The following is a 16,748-nucleotide window of genomic DNA, read 5'->3' as shown; positions in this document are numbered from 1 at the left end:
ACAGTTCGTGAAATAATTTTAAATACTTAAATTTACTAAATTTTGTAATAATAGAATCGTGCAGTCATAAAGTATAGTAAAGGCTCAAAATTCGAATAAGGGGTTATTTACTCTATTGAAAGGTTCGGTGAGAAAGTTGAAGCAAAATGATATTAATCAATGTTTTGAAAATCTTATGACAAGTACTTCGTCACCAACACTTATTCTTAATAAAGCAGGAAAAATTTTGAACGTGAATGAGGCTGCTGTTAAACTTTTTAACCTCAATTCAACGTATTTTGGCTATTTAACTATGGACGAGCCATCTAATTTAAATTGGGCGAAGTTCGTTAAACAATTAGAAAGCGATTTAAGATCAGAAGAGATCTTCAATATTCAAACAGCTGGTAATGAGTTTGAAATGATGTCCTTTAAATGTTTTTATGATCCAAGCACAGAAGAAATTGTTGCGCAAATTTCAACGTTAAATAATGACATAGCTCATGAATTATATGTTAGTCAAGAGCATGAGAGATCACAATCTTTCAATGCTTATGATCACTTACCATACGCTGTTATTATAAGTGACGCTAGCGGGATAATTCTTGGGCTAAATAAGTATGCTGAAATGTATTTAAAAATAGAAAAATCCCAGCTTCTTCATAAGGCACATCAGCACATATTTGATGTATTTACATTAAAGAAAGGTCAAATTACAACATACCTTTCTAAACTGATGGGTGAAAAGCATGCAAGTATTCATGTAATTGATGAAACGCAAGTTATGACCCCTTGCTATTATGAAATCTCAAGTATCTTTGATGAATATAACAATATTATTGTTACAGTCATTAATGATGAAACAGAAAAGAAGGAACTTCAACATAAAGTTGAACATCAGCAAGCTTTAAATGTTGTCGGTCAAATGGCCGCAAGTATCGCCCATGAGATTCGAAATCCATTAACTTCTTTAAAGGGCTTTACTGAATTGTTAAAGCTCAATGCTGATGAAGAGTCACGCATGTATTTATCTGTCATCGATAGTGAACTCCAACGGATGGAACAAATTTTATCCGAGCTTTTAGTATTGTCCAAGCCAACAAGTATGAAAGTGGAATTATTAGAACTAAATCATATTGTGAAGCAAGTGATTGAGTTTATGCTTCCAGATGCACTTATGAAAAATATCATGATTCAATACATTTCTCCTTCTACACAAGTATACATTGGTGGCAATGAGAATCGCTTAAAGCAAGTATTCATGAATCTTATTAAAAATGCGATGGAATCCATGAATAATGGTGGAACGATTACAGTAGAAATGAATGTTATTGACTGTGCGATTGTAGAATTACTGATTAAAGACGAAGGTGCTGGTATGGACAGTGCTACCCTTCAAAACTTATTCCAACCTTTTTACACGACAAAATCAACAGGGACAGGACTAGGCCTTGCTTTCGTGAAAAAGGTGATTGAAGAGCATGAAGGTGTAATAGGTGTGAATAGTGAATTACAGAAGGGGACATGCTTCCACTTACAATTCCCGATTTACACATTTAATCAGATGGATACAATGGATGTTTCCAAGAAAGATCCTGCTTATTTATTAACATAAAAAGAGTCAAAATGGTAACATAAACTACCATGAAAGGCTTAAAATCAAATATTGCTTTTGACAATGCTTTTCTAATATCGCTATAATGGCATGTATAAAAAGCGAATTGAGAGGAAAAGGATATGACGTCAGAAGATATAAAGCAATCTTTAAAATTATATATTGTATTATCACGTGCCCATAAAGCGATTAATGAGACGACCCATCAATTTTTTCAAGAGAATGGATTAAACCCTACTGAATTTGCTGTATTAGAGCTTCTCTATCATAAAGGAAGACAGCCATTACAGCAAATTGGCAATAAAATTTTGCTAGCTAGTGGGTCTATTACGTATGTCATTGACAAACTTGAAAAAAGAGGGTATTTATTGCGTGTCTCTTGTCCATCAGATCGCCGTGTTACCTATGCAGAAATTACGGACAAAGGTGAAGCATTTATGGGAGAACTTTTTCCAAAACATGAACAACATTTACATGAATTAATGAGTGTGTTATCTGTTGAAGAAAAAGACCAAGCGATCACTTTATTAAAAAAATTAGGCCTGTCTATTAAAGATTTGTCTTATTAAAAAGAGTTGTCTCAATGATTTTTGAGGCAACTTTTTTTATGGAATGCAAAAAAACAAGATGAATCTTAAATTGTACTCCAACAAATAATTCTAGAAAGCCCCCCTGAAGCAATAGCGTCATTGATAAGGCAGGAGCAAGCGGAGTCGAAGGACTACGCTACTACGTATCCTAAACTGTGTTAACGCCCTCGTGACCGCTCTTAGCCGCTCATAGGACAATCGCCCAGCCGGAATTAAAATCAACCTCACATTATGCTATAAACCCCTTTAACTTCTTACAGCGGATGTTTGGACACCTGCTGTAAGAAGTTAAAGCCTCCGGCGGATGTCAAAATAAAAAAAAGACTGTAGAGCAAACAAGTTGTCTACAGTCTTTTTTGAATCATTATTTTTTAGAAATAGTTGCTGCCATTTTAAGCATAGCATCTGTTAAATCTAATTCGTCGTTATCGTGAATTGTTAGTTTTGTAATTAAACCGTCTTTTTCAAAAACAACGCCGATTACTTTTTCTTTTTCTGCTTCAAAATGTACAACATAACCCTCAATGTTTTTAACATCCTTGAATGCAGCTAAATCTTCAGAAGATAAAGATGATGTGTCACCAACAGCATTCATATAATCTTGCATAGATGTTTTAACATCTTCATAGCTTGATTGTGATGCATCAATACTTTCGATACGCATAAATACGTCAGCATTGTCATTAGAAACTAGCATGTCTTTACCTGGTTCTTCTTGAGAAAGTGTAAATCCAGGTAGTTGTTGCACTTTATAGTCTTGATCAGCACTTTTAGATTCCGTTGCTTTTTCAGTTTTGTCTACACCTTTTTGTACATATTTAACTTCTTGTTCTTTTTTAGTTTCTTTGTCTGTATTGTCTTTATTTGTTTCAGTTGATGTAGGCGTTTCTTGCGAATCATCTACAGTTGTATCCTTAGATGATGGTTGCTGCTGTTCAGTCGGTGTATTTGATGGCTCATTTTTTTGAGCATCAGAATCCTCTGTTTTATCAGAAGTATTACATCCTACGACTAAAACGGCTGTTAGTAATAATGCGGGTACAGAAAATAATTTTTTTTGCATGAAAAGCCCTCCCTTTCTTAATAAAACGTTGGTAAAGATAAAATGTTTCCAAATTTTAATGTGTTATCATGTTAATGGTAACACTAAAAATAATAGTAGTACAAAAACTACATGAGTTACAATAACAAGTGGCATACTTTTACGCCATTCATATAACAAGCCCCAAATAATGCCGGTTACAAGTGCTGCGATCATACCAAGCATAAAGCCGCTTAATGCAATAGAGATTGCACATAAAATCGCAGTTACAATAACAGCAAAAGTAGGACGCATGAAGCGTTTCAGCTGTTGTTGAACATAGCCACGCCAAAAGATCTCTTCACCAATTGCAACAATGAATACGAGTAAAATATAGTGCCAAATATTTTGCGGGCCATAATTTGCTAAAAATTTTTGTACTGATTGTACTAATGAATCATTAATGTATGGTGCAAGCCAATAGCCAAAGCGTATAATACCGTATGTTATTGTACCGTATCCAATACCGAAAAGTAAAAATTTCCAGGTAGGTAACTGATCTTCAATTTTACCAGCCAAAATTGCAATGGCAATACATACAAGTAAAGTAAATGCATATAGGTACCAAAATACAGCTTGGTTAGCAAAGGTAAAAGCAAGCATGCCATAAACGAATAATAAAGAAAGGAGCAATATTATTGTTTGTTTCGAATTTGTAAGCATTATTCGACCTCCATGCTTTTAATTTTATCAAAAAAAAAGTCCCTTATCATCTATAAAGACAAATAGGGACTATTCAGACTATTAAGCCTCGTTTGTATATAAAATTTTGTAACGTTTATGGTTGACGACCGTTTTCTCTTCAATTTCAAGGGAATCGAAATTCTCCATGTATGTTAAATCAACGATCACCGAATTTTCATTTACTTTTTCTACTATACCTTGTAAGCCATCTTTAAACTCGATAATATTTCCAACTTCGGCTATTTTCACAGACAGTCAGCTCCTTCATCGACTAATAATATACAGTTTGCATGAAAAAATGGGAAACGTAAAGCCCTTTTTGAATAATTCATAATTTATTACACAAAATATAAGAAGTGAGGAATAAAAAATGGAAAAATACGAAAATATGCTTAAACAATTACAAAATGGGGAAATGAAAAGTATAGAGATAGAAAAGGAACAATTTTATGAGTTTCGAGAAGTACTTGTAAAACATCCTTTATTTAAACATTTTAGAGGTGAGGCCAAACAAAATGGACGCGTAATCTATACTTATCAAGAAGTTGCAAGAAGCTAATTTGTCGAACATTGTCGTAAGTTAATGCTGTAAGAAATGAAATATAAATGTATAATAATGGTATGAATTATTTGTGTGTGGAGGGTTGTATGAATGGTCAATCTACTCTTGAAACAAATGGAGCAAACTCGTGAGATGATGATTCGCTCAGGTGTAGAGAACGGATTACAAAATGCGAAAACCATTCAACTGAGTCGCAGATTAGATCAGTTAATGAATACTTATTATAGACAGACAGCATTTGAAGAAGAAGAAGATCAAGAAGATTGAAAGAATGTTCCAGTATTCAGAGTGTAAACTTTTTTAATAAATGTTTAAAAAGCATTTGGTAGGGAATACTTATTATGAACACAGCAACATTCTCATTTCCCCCTTTAGAGCAGTGATACCCCATCACCTGCTCTCTTTTTTTTTATCTTTATTCTAGGCGGAATTGATTTAATCGTATATATGCAGCACATAAGGCTTTTAGTACAAGTTAAATAAGAAGAGTTTGAATTATCTCACTTGTTCAACTACACTGAAAGATAAAAATAAGTGCTAATGGTTGATTAATAATCGATAGCCTTGATACAAAGGAGTATGTACATATGGGAAAAGAAAGTATTGCATTTATTGGCACTGGCGTTATGGGTGCTAGTATTATCAAGCATTTATTAAAAAATGGTCATGAGGTAACAGTTTATACACGCACAAAGGAGAAAGCTGAGCCGCTTTTGGCGTTAGGTGCAGCTTGGGCAAGTACGCCAGCAGAAGCATTTAAAAATAAGGAAATTGCCTTTACGATGGTTGGATACCCTGCAGATGTAGAGGAAATTTATTTTGGAGATAACGGGTTATTTCAAACAGCTGAATCCGGCAATATCGTTATTGATATGACCACTTCCGAGCCAACATTGGCGAAGAAAATTTTTGAGCATGCCCAAAAGCTTGGAGTAGAAGCGCTAGATGCACCTGTTTCTGGAGGAGATATCGGTGCTCAAAATGGGACATTATCAATTATGGTTGGAGGTAGCCAAGCTACATTTAATAAAGTTTTATCAGTCATGAAACATTTTGGTGAAAATATTGTTTATCAGGGTGAAGCTGGTGCAGGACAGCATGCTAAGATGTGTAATCAAATCGTTATTGCTTCTGGGATGATTGGTGTGTGTGAGTCACTTGCTTACGGTTTAAAGGCTGGACTTTATTTACCAACAGTATTGCAATCCATTTCGTCTGGTGCAGCAGGCTCTTGGTCGTTAAGTAATTTAGCACCCCGTATGATCAAAGAAGATTACGCACCAGGTTTTTATATAAAACATTTTGTGAAGGATATGAAAATTGCATTAGACGAATCTAAACAAATGGGGATTACATTACCAGGTCTAGCACTTGCTTATGATATGTATGAGAAGTTAATAGAAGAGGGCTACGGTGATAACGGTACACAGGCCCTTTTAAAGGCTTATCAATAAAGGTAAAAATAACACTGACTATAGAAAAAATTTTAGGAAGCCCGAAGTATCATCTTATAAAATGATACTTCGGGTTTTCATATATAAAGCAGCTCACTAACACACAGAAAAATTGTAAACTACGGAAGCATTACTCTTTATTAAAAAGTTTTGCGTCTAAAGAAAAACTAGATGCCCCTGCAAGTGCAAAGTATAAAGCAATTGCAGCTAAAGCTAAATCGAATTCATATCCAGCTAAGCCGTTCTCGCCGATAAAGCCAACACTAAGCTTAGCTGTAAAAATGGCAACAATCATTGTCACTGTCAATAAAGCGCCAAAAAGTCTTGTGCCTAAGCCTAGAATAATTGCTACACCACCGACTAATTCTATAATGGCAACAATATAAGCCATAAAGCCTGGAATACCAATGGCATCAAAATAATCAGCTGTGAAGCCGATACCACCTTGAAACTTTTGAAATCCGTGAGCTGCAAAAATAAAGCCAAGCACCACACGTAAAATAGTTGAACCGATATTTTGCATAGTTTAATAAACTCCTTTTGTTTTTGTACTTACATTTCGTAACCTAGTTTATTTTTAAAAACAACTTTTGTCAAGTAACTAAATTTTATTTTTTTAACTAATTTTCGAAAAAATGATATACTCTTATATAAGAACGAAGTACTTAGGAGGCAGGTAAATTGGATCAAAAAAAAATTTGTCCACGATTTGAAAAGGCGCTAAAAATATTAAATCATAGCTGGAACACCCTGCTTATTTATCAGTTATTAGAAGGTCCTCAACGATACTCAACAATTAAAAATCAGGTGGGTATTAGCAGTCGTGTGTTAACAGAGAGATTAAAAGAATTAGAGATTGAGAACATTGTGAAACGCACTGTTATTCCATCGACACCAGTAGTGATTGAATACGAGCTGACAGAAAAAGGACATGCACTTGCGCCGGTCCTAAAAGCAATTGAACAATGGTCTTCTATGTGGGTGAATATAGAAGAATAGTAAAAAAGATATCCAAGCGAGGGGGCTTGGATATCTTTAGAGTGTTAAAAAATGGTTAAGGTTTCCGTTAAGAAAGTATGGCTCTCTTCTGCACAACGAGGGGTTGGTTTCCGTTCCGACTGGTCGCTTTCCTGGGGGCGTCCGATGAGCCGCTTCACTCGCGATGCTCGCTCCAGGGTCTCATCTGTGACGCTAATCCCCGAGGAGTCGCCCAGTCTACACTCCAACCAACCACTTCACGAAGCATGTATCCTCTAGTATAAACACTAATTAATAATGATAAGACAATACTTCAGCAATGTTTTTTATGTGCGAAAGCGCAGTGCTAACTTAGCGATATCAGCCACAAAGTGGAGTATACGGCTCGACTCTCCTCGCAGGAAAGCGAGTAGCATGGATAGACATTTTATTTTTGGACAATGTTTTTTCAATAACATAAGGATATCCAAGCGAGGGGGCTTGGATATCTTTTTTTACTTTGAAGATTTTTCTTATCAAGTTTTAGTTGTGCACAGCTAAGGCTAATTATTTTAGAGTGTTAGCTAAATGAAAATAATTGTATATTGTAAATAGTGTTAATTTTCTTTAAATAAAAGGTATTTTTTATTATATGGGGGAATTTATTTAACTTCTTTCAGCAGAAGTCTCCCACCTCTATGGGTGGTGAGATGAATGCAGTTTTAAGTTACTTTTCAGTGGGTGTCCAAACATCCGCTGAAAGAAGTTAAAGCCCCCGGCGGATGTCACGGAATCGGAAAAGAGTTCTTTGTGCGAGCACAAAGCCGATTCCGGACGCAATTATGCCGAGGCATAATTGATCATATAATAGAGAATGGGGAGGAGGGTTTTATGAAGAAGAATTCTGTAGTAGACGCACAGCATCGGAGTCAGTTAGCACTTTATTTATCACTGCCAATCTTATCGTGGGCATTTTATGATTTTGCGAATACAATATTTTCTTCAAATATTAATACTATATTTTTCCCGTTTTATATGGATGAAGTTTTAGGGACGAATGAGGTAATGCAGCAGGTGGCAAGCACGTTTATTTCTTATGCGAATGCCATTGCTAGCTTTTTCCTCGTCGTTTTTTCGCCACTCTTTGGTGTATGGATCGATAATACGGGCTATAAAAAGAGATTTATAGTGTGGTTTGCAACTATCTCCATCTTCTTCACCTTTATGATGGGTGTTTTTGCGAATCTACAGACGACAACAAATTATTCAGGTGTGCCACTTAGTTTATTTTTAGTTGTAGTTAGTTTTATCGTCGCAAAGTTTTTCTTTAATTCAAGTCTAGTGTTCTATGATTCAATGATGAGTGATTTAGGGACAAAAGAAGAAATGCCCCTTATTTCTGGCTATGGGGTAGCGATTGGTTATCTTGGTACAATTCTTGGACTACTTGTTTATTTGTATGTGGGAAATAGTGGATTCCATCGAGCATTTATTCCAACTGCAATTTTATATTTGTTATTTTCTTTGCCATTATTTTTTATTAATAAAGATAAACCAATTCCAAGGTCTCAGCGCAAGCCTACTAAATTTCTAGATGGCTATAAGGAAATTGTTCAAACTTTTAAAGACATGAAGCAATATAAAACTATTTTCACCTTTATGATTGCTTATTTCTTTTTAAATGATGCCATTGCAACAACCATTGCAATGATGGCTGTATATGCAACGACGATTGTCGGCTTTACATCGGGTCAATTTATCGTGCTTTATTTAGTGTCTACGGTTTCAACTATTATTGGCTCTTTTGCATTTGGTTATATTACAAAAGCAATTGGAGCCAAACGTGCGATTACCGTGGTGGCGCTATTAATGATTGTTGCTTTAACATTTGCTGTCTTTGCGACAGAGCAATGGATGTTCTGGCTTGCAGGTAGTATGTTTGGCGTATCACTAGGATCCATGTGGGTAACATCTAGAACATATATTATTGAATTGTCTCCAGAAGAAAAACGGGGTCAGTTTTTTGGCTTATTTGCATTTTCGGGTAAAGTATCCTCCATTATTGGGCCGGCAGTCTACGGAACGGTCACATTATGGATGAAAGATTATGGAACGCTAGCAAGTCGTGTTGCATTATCGACATTAATTGTGATGACGATAATTGGCCTATTGGTACATCTGAAAGTTAATGGCTCAAAAGTTGGAGATGACATTTGAAAAAACGTATGCACGCCAAGGCAAGCGCCCTGTCGGAATGGAAATCAACCCAATGTTATGATAACAAGCCATGTTCATGATAAAATTGGAAAAAGCAAGTAGGAGAAATGTATTGCCTATGATACAATTGAATTATAAATAGAATTAAATCGAAGTTGAGGAGAAAGGAGCGGGGTTGCTTTGGAACATAAAGGTATATTGTTAGAAAGTGGCACAAATGAGCTAGAAATTGTTGAATTTGAAGTAGCGAACAATAAATTTGGTATTAACGTTATTAAAGTAAAGGAAATTATTCAACCGATTCCAGTAACATTTATTCCACACGCGCACCCGCATGTAGAAGGGATCATTCAATTACGAGGTGAGGTTTTACCAGTAGTTGATATGCTCCGAGTATTAGGTATTCAAAATGCAGAGCGTAGTCCTCAGCAAAAATATATTGTAGCTGAGTTTAATAAACAGCGCGTAGTATTCCATGTAGATAATGTAACGCAGATCCATCGTATTTCATGGAATCAAATCGAGAAACCTTCTGATATGTATCAAGGAGGGACATCACAAGTAATTGGTGTTATTAAGCAAAATGAACAGATGATTTTATTGCTTGATTTCGAAAGAATTATGGTGGATATAAATCCAGATTCTGGTATTAGTGTAGAATCCGTTAAAAAGCTCGGTAAACGTGAGCGCTCTGAAAAACGAATTTTAATTGCTGAAGATTCACCATTACTACGTAAGCTCTTATTCGATACTATGAATGAGGCAGGTTATGCGAATGTTGAATTCTTTGAAAATGGCCGTGATGCTTATGAATATCTCGAATCTATCGTCAAAGGTGGTAACGAAGTAGCCGAGCATATTCAATTAGTTGTGACGGACATTGAAATGCCACAAATGGATGGGCATCATTTAACACGTAAAATAAAAGAGCATCCAGACCTCCAAAAGCTTCCTGTTATTATTTTCTCAAGCTTAATTACGGATGATCTTCGTCATAAAGGTGATCAAGTAGGTGCAGAGGATCAAATTAGTAAGCCTGAAATTGCGGAGCTTATTTTAAGAATAGATCAACTTATCCTATAAAATTAAGCTTTAACAGGGTTTAATAATAGAGATAAAGGTACTTCACAATATTAATAATGGGTATCCTGAAAGTATATTAATACTATCAATTGTGCCTCGGCATAATTGCGTCCGGAATCGGCTTTGTGCTTAGGCCTGCAAATGTTTTTTGCGCGAAAGCGTAGCGTCAGCGGCAGCAACAGATGTTTATTGCGCGAAAGCGTAGTGCTAACGCAGCGGTAGCAACTTGTTTTGTCTGTGCGAAATCGAAGCGACAGCAACACAGCACGAAGTTGGTCACTCAGTCGTTGCCACAGGACGTGGCGTTCTTAGACTGAGTTCCTCAATTTCAGCGGATGTTTGGATACCCACTGAAAAGTAACTTAAATTCGCATTCATCTCACCATCTATAGAGGTGGGAGGCTCCTGCTGAAAGAAGTTAAAGAAAGTCGGATGCCGCTTTTAGGCTCCGGCTTTTTTGTATAGATAAATGATGCTAGGAACAAAATAATAAGGGCCAATTTGTCGGGGTGCTATACAACTTTGACGTGAGTATCTTGACACTGGCAAGCTAAGATCCCACAGGTTTGTACCTACAAACCGAGGGGGCTAAACGATCAGTAAATAGTATGAATGTACGCGTTAAGGAAGTGATAATTTGAATGAATTAAAAACGGCTATCATCGATATTGGCTCCAACACTGTTCGATTAGTATTGTATCAATACGATAAAGAAGAGGGACTTCGTGAGATTGGAAATATTAAAACGGTTGCACGTTTACGTACATATTTACTGCCCTCTGGTGAAATGTCTGAAGAAGGTATACAAGTATTAACAGAAACATTATTGACTTTTAAAGCAATGCTCGATGATTTTGAAGTGACTGATGTTAAAGCTGCTGCAACAGCTGCAATCCGTCAGGCAACAAATAGAGCAAAAATTATTACCTTAATGAAAGAACAGACAGGCATTCAAATAGAGCTTTTATCTGAAGAAGAAGAGGCATATTATGGCTTTGTTGCTGTAGCACATTCAATAGGCACGAGGTCCGCTGTAACTATCGATATTGGTGGTGGTAGTACGGAAATAACGCTTTTTGAAAATAAAGAACTACAGAAATCTTACAGTTTTCCTTTTGGTACAGTTTCTTTAAAGCAACGTTTTGTAAAGGGCGAGATTATGAATGGCAGTGAAAAAAAGGAACTTATTGCGTTTGTTAGAGAACAGTTCAAATCACTTCCGTGGATTCAGGATATCGGTTTACCGATTATCGCCATTGGTGGTAGTGCTCGAAATATTGCCCAAATTCATCAGCAAAAACATGCATATCCAATAGCAAGTGTACATGGCTACGAAATGACTAAGGAAAATTTAGATGAGCTCAGTGTGTTTTTAGGTAATTTAAGTTTTAATGAATTGAAACAGTTAGATGGGCTTTCGGCAGATCGTGCGGATATTATCGCTCCTGCACTAGAGGTTTTCAATGTGTTAATGGAGGTTGTCGGCAGTAAATTGTTCCAGATAACAAAGAAAGGTTTGCGCGAAGGACTTATTATACAGCGTATTTTGCAAACAGATAAAAGTGCGTTTGATAAGTACAATGTGTTTGAGGGAAACGCTAAAAGATTGGCTCGTCAGTATGGTCGAACTGAAAAAGAAGTGGACTATTTGACGCGTTTAACGGATCAATTGTACCGTGAATGCTGCCACCTTGGTTATTTACAACATAATCCAAAAGATTTGCATTTATTGGCGAAAGCGGCGAAGGTTTTTAATATAGGGGAGTATATTGAGTTAAGTTCGGCAAGCCAGCATACCTTTTATTTAATTGCGAACCAATCTATCGATGGGCTAAATCATAAGGAACGTGTGAAATTAGCACTCTTGGCCTCATATAAAAATAAAGATTATTATCAGCGATTCGCAGCTCCTTTTACAGAATGGATGAGTCGTGAGGAGTATCGTAAAATACGAGACTTTGGCGCACTTTTAAAATTTGTCTATGCGTTAAATGTATCTAAAAGAAAGATTGTACGTACCATTAAGATGCAAACAAAAGAGGATTACGTTCAGCTCAACATCTATGTGAGACACAATGCGGCCGCTGAAAAATATCAAGCAGACCGACATAAAAAACATCTAGAACGCGCACTAAAAATACCTATTAAAATAAACTTTATTGAAGAAGGGTTGAACAATTATGACAACTGAAGTTACGAAGAATCAGTTAAGCGAAGGGGATTTAACAGAAACACAAGGTCGTTTACTAGAGGAAATCGCTAAACCGCAATACTATAATAATCGTGAATTAAGCTGGCTAGCCTTCAATGAACGAGTTTTAGAGGAAGCAGAGGATGTCAATAATCCTCTGCTAGAACGATTGAAATTTTTGGCAATATTTAGTTCGAATTTAGATGAATTTTTTATGGTGCGTGTTGCGGGTCTACAGGATCAAGTACGTGCAGGTTTTCATAAGCCTGAAAATAAGTCAGGCTTAACGCCAAAAGAGCAATTAGCAAAAATTGCAGAGCGAACTCAGGCATTAGTGCGCCGACAAACTGAAGTTTATAGACATTTAATATATGATTTATTACCACAACATAATGTACATATTGCAGACATGAAAGACTTAAATAGTACACAGAAAGCATTCGTCAATGAAATGTTTGCAGAAACCATTTTCCCTGTTTTAACACCCGTAGCTGTAGATGCATATCGTCCTTTCCCAACTTTGCTTGGTAAAACATTAAACTTACTTGTTTTATTAGAGCAAGATGAAGCCGACTTAGAAAATCGTGAAAAGGTAGCCATTGTACAAGTTCCATCTGTCTTAGGCCGGTATATTAAAGTACCATCAGCAGATGGAGAGACAGTTATTGTCTTATTAGAAGACGTGATTGTAGCGCATATCGAAAAGCTCTTTTATGGGTACAGTGTCAAATCAGCACAGGCTTTCCGTTTGACACGTAATGCTGATTTAACGATTCATGAGGAAGGTGCAAGGGATTTACTTGTAGAAATTGAAAAAGAGCTGAAAAAACGTAAATGGGGTGTAGGCAGCCGTCTAGAAGTTCGTGAGGGCGAGATGAGCGAGGAAGTTCTTACATACTTACTAGATGAATTTGAAATTGAAGAAACAGATGTTTTTCATATAGATGGACCACTAGATTTAACATTTATGTTCTCATTTGTAAAAGGCATATCTGTTGGTCGAGAACATTTAGAATATGAAAGCTTTATTCCACAGCCACCATTAGATTTGCAATCGGATGAAAATATTTTTGAAAAAGCTTTGCAACAAGATATTTTTTTCCATCACCCATATGAGTCGTTTGCGCCAATCGTAGATTTTATCTCAGAAGCGGCGGTCAATCCGAATGTTTTAGCAATCAAACAAACGTTATATCGTGTAAGTGGTAATTCACCTATTATACAAGCATTAAAGTTTGCAGCAGAAAATGGTAAGCAGGTAACAGTTTTAGTTGAATTGAAAGCACGTTTTGATGAAGAGAATAATGTCCTTTGGGCAAAGCAACTTGAGCAAGCTGGCTGCCTGGTCATTTACGGTATGAATAACTTAAAAACACACTCGAAAATAACGCTTGTAGTAAGTCGTCGAAATGGAAAAATTGAACGTTTTGTACATCTTGGAACAGGGAATTATAATGATGCAACTGCAAAAATTTATACAGACATGGGTATAATAACGACAGACAAGGAATTTGGCATTGATGCTACTAACTTCTTTAACTATTTAAGCGGTTATACAGAAAAGCCAACTTTTAATCATTTGGTCGTGGCGCCGTTTGATATTCGAGATGAATTTATCCGATTAATGGATGAGGAAATTGCTTGTCATAAGAAGCATGGGAATGGTTTTATTCGAGCTAAAATGAATTCACTAACGGACAAAGACTTAATGATGAAACTGTACGAGGCGTCCATTGCAGGTGTGAAAGTAGAACTTATCATTCGTGGTATTTGTTGCATTAGACCAGGTATCCCTGGAATTAGTGAAAACATAACAGTAACAAGTATTGTTGGTCGTTTCCTTGAGCATTCTCGTATTTATTGGTTCCATCATAATGGAGAAAATAAAGTATACTTATCTTCTGCAGATATGATGACTCGTAATATGATTAAACGCGTAGAAATTTTATTCCCTGTATATGCAAGCGAAGCAAAAGCTCGTATTATTGACATTATGAACACACAACTTGAGGATACAGCAAAAGCTCGTATTCAAGACTCCAATGGAAAATATCATTATAAAGAGTTTGACCGTGGTGAAGATCCGATTAATAGTCAGGAAATTTTCCTAAAGGATGCACTAAAACCTACGCTAGACGAAGAATAAAGCAAACACGCTACTTAGTGAGGGATATAATGAAAAAATATAAAGAGAGTGTAGCGCAATTTGCAGACTATCATCAATTCATACAACTCAACCCATTTGATGCTGTCGTATGTTTGAGAAAAGTAGATACAAAATCGATTGAAGTCGTTCATTTTAACGAAAAGCTACCGTCATTTATTAAGCTACAAGATGTGAAAGCCACCAACGCAGAACAATTTTTTACGGAGCAATGTTGGCTGCAATTATCAAATATATTACAACAGGAATTCAATATAGACCAAAGTTTAAAGGAAAGTACGGAGCACACAGTAAAAACATTTGTTGTTCGTGTACAACCCTTAGAAAAGTCAGTTATAGCAGTTATTCTACGGGAGAAACAGAATGAGGTAGAACCGTATTTGCAATTTGTGGAACAACACGTAAGTCCGGTACTAACAACTGATTTACAAGGTCGCATTATTCACCAAAACGTTGTTGCCACTTCTCTATTGTCAAAAGAACATCAAAGCTTGATAGGTCAAAATATTTTTTCATTATTAGAGAGTAAGTATATCAACGAATTTAAATTATTATTCGCAAAAACTATTGAGGGCTCAGCATTTGGTATGCCCCAATGTATGTTTAAAGGTCAATTGCTAAGTAAAGAACCTTTTTATTTAAGAACGCATCCAACGTACTTTAATGGTGAAATTATAGGTGTACATTTATTTGTGAAAGATGCCACTTCATTTATGAATGATAATGAGGCCTTTTATTACCTAGCATTAATGGATGAATTAACGGGTATTTGGAATCGTAAGGCTTTTAAGGAGCATTGGCTTCAGCATTTAAATGGTAAAAAGCATAATAAGCAAGCGGCTATTATTTTAGTGGATATTGATCGCTTTAAAAAGTTTAATGAATCCCTTGGTGAAAGTAAGGGTGATGAACTTATGCGAATGTTTAGTCATAGACTTCGCGAGCTCTGTTACTCCAAATGCTCGCTTTATCGTTATAATAGCGATGAATTTATTTTTGTTCTAAAAGATGCAACCATCAACAAAATTGAACATACCGCTAATGCTATTTTAGACGCATTAAAACAGCCATTCATGATTGATGGGCAGGAATATTTTATTAGCGTGTCGATTGGTATTTCACTCAGTCCAGCAGATGGCAAGGATTTAGAAACACTTGTACGTAAAGCAGATAAAGCATTGTTTTCTGTAAAAGAGCATGGGCGTTCACACTACCGTTACTATCGTGAAGATATGACAACTATTTTTCCAAATGAAGCGCTAATGGAGGCCCATTTACGTCGTGCTATCGAATTTAATGAGCTAAGTATTCATTTACAGCCGCAAATGGATTTAACGAATAACAGCATCAATAGCTTTGAGGCGTTATTACGATGGAATAATCGGAAATTTGGCTTTGTGTCTCCTGCACAGTTTATACCTATTGCGGAGGCATCAGGCTTGATAATTGAAATAGGTGATTGGATTATTGACGAGGTGTGTCGCTATCAAAAAGAGTGGCAGATGAAGGGCTATCGACCAGTCCGTATTGCTATCAATATATCACCAAAACAATTTAGAAAAGAAAACTTTGCTCGAAAAATTAAAACTGCCTTGAAAAAGTATAATGTGCCACCTGAATTATTAGAGGTGGAAATTACCGAAAGCTCCATGACTAATGTCCATGAAACATTTTCAATTTTAACTGAATTGAAGCAACTAGGTGTTTATGTTTCAGTTGATGATTTTGGAACTGGCTATTCATCTTTAAGCTATTTAAAGCGTTATCCGATAGACATCATAAAAATTGATCAATCATTTATAGCTGATATTACGAAAGATGATAAAAATGAGGCAATTATTAAGGCCATTATTTCAATGTCCCATAACTTGGGATTAGAGGTCATTGCTGAAGGGATCGAGGAACCATCCCAGGTTGATTTCCTAAAACGCCATTGTTGCCAAAAAGGCCAAGGCTTTTTATATAACAAGCCATTACCAGTAGAAACCATTGTTAATGAATATTTTGTTAGCTAATAAAAACGGTTCTATAATATTTGTTGGGGTATTCACACAATTCCACGCATAAAAAAAGCACAGATTCACCGATTTATATATACTTGAATTGTCGAGAAACAAGTAATAGAAAGGTGAACTGTGCAAATGAATTTTAACATGAATATCCCAGGATTA

At 36.0% G+C, this 16,748-nt stretch carries 17 protein-coding genes; 12 read left to right on the top strand and 5 right to left on the bottom strand.

The features are described from left to right. Positions 1–115: 115 nt before the first annotated feature. The gene (locus AC1DCY_RS09895; RefSeq protein WP_477349663.1) at positions 116–1,594 is read left to right on the top strand and encodes a PAS domain-containing sensor histidine kinase; all 1,479 of its coding nucleotides are present in this window, start codon (positions 116–118) and stop codon (positions 1,592–1,594) included. A 122-nt stretch (positions 1,595–1,716) separates the two neighbouring features. Then, positions 1,717–2,163 carry a MarR family winged helix-turn-helix transcriptional regulator gene (locus AC1DCY_RS09890; RefSeq protein WP_100544210.1) on the top strand — a complete coding sequence of 149 codons (447 nt, stop codon included), beginning with the start codon at positions 1,717–1,719 and terminating at the stop codon, positions 2,161–2,163. 385 nt (positions 2,164–2,548) lie between these two features. Here AC1DCY_RS09890 and AC1DCY_RS09885 read toward each other — a convergent pair whose 3' ends face one another. From AC1DCY_RS09885 to AC1DCY_RS09875, 3 genes are all read right to left on the bottom strand, one after another. Continuing rightward, positions 2,549–3,247 carry a hypothetical protein gene (locus tag AC1DCY_RS09885; RefSeq protein ID WP_477349661.1) on the bottom strand — a complete coding sequence of 233 codons (699 nt, stop codon included), beginning with the start codon at positions 3,245–3,247 and terminating at the stop codon, positions 2,549–2,551. Between the two features lie 66 nt (positions 3,248–3,313). Further along, positions 3,314–3,928: a lysostaphin resistance A-like protein gene (locus AC1DCY_RS09880; RefSeq protein ID WP_477349659.1), complete on the bottom strand. Its 615-nt coding sequence runs from the start codon at positions 3,926–3,928 to the stop codon at positions 3,314–3,316. Positions 3,929–4,009: 81 nt separating this feature from the next. Continuing rightward, a complete protein-coding gene (locus AC1DCY_RS09875; RefSeq protein WP_053483503.1) occupies positions 4,010–4,198 on the bottom strand; it encodes a YkvS family protein in 189 nt (62 codons plus the stop codon). 121 nt (positions 4,199–4,319) lie between these two features. On the opposite strand from AC1DCY_RS09875, the gene AC1DCY_RS09870 reads away from it, so the two are divergent. The 3 genes from AC1DCY_RS09870 (at position 4,320) to AC1DCY_RS09860 (ending at position 5,965) form a co-directional block, all read left to right on the top strand. Next, positions 4,320–4,508, top strand: a complete 189-nt coding sequence (locus AC1DCY_RS09870; RefSeq protein WP_477349657.1) for a hypothetical protein — start codon at positions 4,320–4,322, stop codon at positions 4,506–4,508. Between the two features lie 93 nt (positions 4,509–4,601). Continuing rightward, positions 4,602–4,778 (top strand): aspartyl-phosphate phosphatase Spo0E family protein, encoded by a 177-nt coding sequence (locus AC1DCY_RS09865; RefSeq protein ID WP_132357797.1) that lies wholly within the window; start codon positions 4,602–4,604, stop codon positions 4,776–4,778. A gap of 320 nt (positions 4,779–5,098) precedes the next feature. Next, complete coding sequence (locus tag AC1DCY_RS09860; RefSeq protein ID WP_477349654.1) at positions 5,099–5,965, top strand: NAD(P)-dependent oxidoreductase; 867 nt, start codon at positions 5,099–5,101, stop codon at positions 5,963–5,965. 130 nt (positions 5,966–6,095) lie between these two features. Here AC1DCY_RS09860 and AC1DCY_RS09855 read toward each other — a convergent pair whose 3' ends face one another. After that, entirely contained in the window at positions 6,096–6,488 is a 393-nt protein-coding gene (locus AC1DCY_RS09855) for a DoxX family protein (protein ID WP_477349652.1), read from the bottom strand. A 158-nt stretch (positions 6,489–6,646) separates the two neighbouring features. Here AC1DCY_RS09855 and AC1DCY_RS09850 point away from each other — a divergent pair, with 158 nt between their 5' ends. Further along, a complete protein-coding gene (locus AC1DCY_RS09850; RefSeq protein ID WP_477349650.1) occupies positions 6,647–6,964 on the top strand; it encodes a winged helix-turn-helix transcriptional regulator in 318 nt (105 codons plus the stop codon). A 44-nt stretch (positions 6,965–7,008) separates the two neighbouring features. Here the strand turns inward: AC1DCY_RS09850 and AC1DCY_RS09845 are convergent, their stop codons facing one another. Continuing rightward, positions 7,009–7,191 (bottom strand): hypothetical protein, encoded by a 183-nt coding sequence (locus AC1DCY_RS09845; protein WP_477349648.1) that lies wholly within the window; start codon positions 7,189–7,191, stop codon positions 7,009–7,011. Positions 7,192–7,813: 622 nt separating this feature from the next. On the opposite strand from AC1DCY_RS09845, the gene AC1DCY_RS09840 reads away from it, so the two are divergent. The 6 genes from AC1DCY_RS09840 (at position 7,814) to AC1DCY_RS09815 (ending at position 16,592) form a co-directional block, all read left to right on the top strand. Continuing rightward, the gene (locus AC1DCY_RS09840) at positions 7,814–9,139 is read left to right on the top strand and encodes an MFS transporter (protein ID WP_477349646.1); all 1,326 of its coding nucleotides are present in this window, start codon (positions 7,814–7,816) and stop codon (positions 9,137–9,139) included. A gap of 180 nt (positions 9,140–9,319) precedes the next feature. Further along, a complete protein-coding gene (locus tag AC1DCY_RS09835; RefSeq protein ID WP_370076896.1) occupies positions 9,320–10,222 on the top strand; it encodes a chemotaxis protein in 903 nt (300 codons plus the stop codon). A gap of 182 nt (positions 10,223–10,404) precedes the next feature. Next, positions 10,405–10,539, top strand: coding sequence for a hypothetical protein (locus tag AC1DCY_RS09830; protein WP_477349644.1), 135 nt, complete (start codon positions 10,405–10,407; stop codon positions 10,537–10,539). Positions 10,540–10,859: 320 nt separating this feature from the next. Then, a complete protein-coding gene (locus AC1DCY_RS09825; protein WP_477349642.1) occupies positions 10,860–12,413 on the top strand; it encodes a Ppx/GppA phosphatase family protein in 1,554 nt (517 codons plus the stop codon). Next, positions 12,403–14,559: an RNA degradosome polyphosphate kinase gene (locus AC1DCY_RS09820; protein WP_477349640.1), complete on the top strand. Its 2,157-nt coding sequence runs from the start codon at positions 12,403–12,405 to the stop codon at positions 14,557–14,559. Before AC1DCY_RS09825 ends, AC1DCY_RS09820 begins: the two co-directional genes overlap by 11 nt. A gap of 29 nt (positions 14,560–14,588) precedes the next feature. After that, on the top strand, positions 14,589–16,592 hold the full coding sequence (locus AC1DCY_RS09815; RefSeq protein WP_477349638.1) for an EAL domain-containing protein: 2,004 nt from the start codon (positions 14,589–14,591) through the stop codon (positions 16,590–16,592). Positions 16,593–16,748 lie beyond the last annotated feature (156 nt).

Source organism: Lysinibacillus sp. 10T31 (assembly GCF_056394365.1).
The sequence above is the reverse complement of the archived record's forward strand: the minus strand, read 5'-3'. Positions and strand labels throughout refer to the sequence as shown.

What these genes read in the sequence shown, in the direction of transcription:
- AC1DCY_RS09815 (WP_477349638.1), top strand. Translation starts at nt 14,589, where the DNA reads ATGAAAAAATATAAAGAGAGTGTAGCGCAATTTGCAGACTATCATCAA.
- AC1DCY_RS09890 (WP_100544210.1), top strand. Translation starts at nt 1,717, where the DNA reads ATGACGTCAGAAGATATAAAGCAATCTTTAAAATTATATATTGTATTA.
- AC1DCY_RS09860 (WP_477349654.1), top strand. Translation starts at nt 5,099, where the DNA reads ATGGGAAAAGAAAGTATTGCATTTATTGGCACTGGCGTTATGGGTGCT.
- AC1DCY_RS09865 (WP_132357797.1), top strand. Translation starts at nt 4,602, where the DNA reads ATGGTCAATCTACTCTTGAAACAAATGGAGCAAACTCGTGAGATGATG.
- AC1DCY_RS09840 (WP_477349646.1), top strand. Translation starts at nt 7,814, where the DNA reads ATGAAGAAGAATTCTGTAGTAGACGCACAGCATCGGAGTCAGTTAGCA.
- AC1DCY_RS09885 (WP_477349661.1), bottom strand. Translation starts at nt 3,247, where the DNA reads ATGCAAAAAAAATTATTTTCTGTACCCGCATTATTACTAACAGCCGTT.
- AC1DCY_RS09880 (WP_477349659.1), bottom strand. Translation starts at nt 3,928, where the DNA reads ATGCTTACAAATTCGAAACAAACAATAATATTGCTCCTTTCTTTATTA.
- AC1DCY_RS09820 (WP_477349640.1), top strand. Translation starts at nt 12,403, where the DNA reads ATGACAACTGAAGTTACGAAGAATCAGTTAAGCGAAGGGGATTTAACA.
- AC1DCY_RS09870 (WP_477349657.1), top strand. Translation starts at nt 4,320, where the DNA reads ATGGAAAAATACGAAAATATGCTTAAACAATTACAAAATGGGGAAATG.
- AC1DCY_RS09855 (WP_477349652.1), bottom strand. Translation starts at nt 6,488, where the DNA reads ATGCAAAATATCGGTTCAACTATTTTACGTGTGGTGCTTGGCTTTATT.
- AC1DCY_RS09830 (WP_477349644.1), top strand. Translation starts at nt 10,405, where the DNA reads ATGTTTATTGCGCGAAAGCGTAGTGCTAACGCAGCGGTAGCAACTTGT.